Below are 579 nucleotides of genomic sequence, written 5' to 3' on the forward strand. Positions count from 1 at the left end.
CTTCGGTTTTACGCTCGAATTTTTGATGCTGATCTTTACGGCAAAAAGCGCGCACGCTCGCGGCAACAGCGGCTGGATTCGGGAAGTACTACAGCCGTTGTGTTATTTCACCCCAGCTTCGGTCGGAGACGCCGATTTCGCTGCGAGGTTTAGTGAGTCTCTATGGGGTGTTCGCTCGGGTTGCGGTATCGTGTCGATAGAAGCAAGGCGTATTGGCCGCTCGATCCTCTGCTCGATGGAAGGAGTGCGCGATGGACACAGGAGAAGGCCACCCACCGGACGGTTTAACGACTTTTGGCGCGGAAGCGTCCAGTCCTCACGAGATGGCGGCGGCGGCCAGTGTCGTGCTCGTTCGCGCCATGCCGGAGTGCTCGATCCCGGCAGACGACGTTGCCGCTATCCTGGGCGTGTCGCCCCGCTATGTTGATGAACTGGTTCGAGGAGAGCGAGTACTGGAGTTCGCCAGTTCACCGTACGAGAGGGCGGTGCTAATGATGCGTACTCTGGATGCTATCGCAGCGCTGTTTGGTCTCGATTCGGTGGCTGAAGTACTGCACGGGCCGTACGAGTGGCTGGGAG

1 protein-coding gene is annotated in these 579 nt (G+C 58.9%); it reads left to right on the forward strand.

Going from position 1 to position 579, the window contains the following annotated elements:
* Nucleotides 1-251: 251 nt before the first annotated feature.
* Nucleotides 252-579 (forward strand): hypothetical protein (locus ACS8YF_RS19975; protein WP_440851811.1); only part of this gene is annotated, 328 nt, incomplete at its 3' end.

It is taken from the genome of Salinisphaera sp. SWV1 (genome assembly GCF_052044155.1).
In the GTDB taxonomy this organism is placed as follows: domain Bacteria; phylum Pseudomonadota; class Gammaproteobacteria; order Nevskiales; family Salinisphaeraceae; genus Salinisphaera.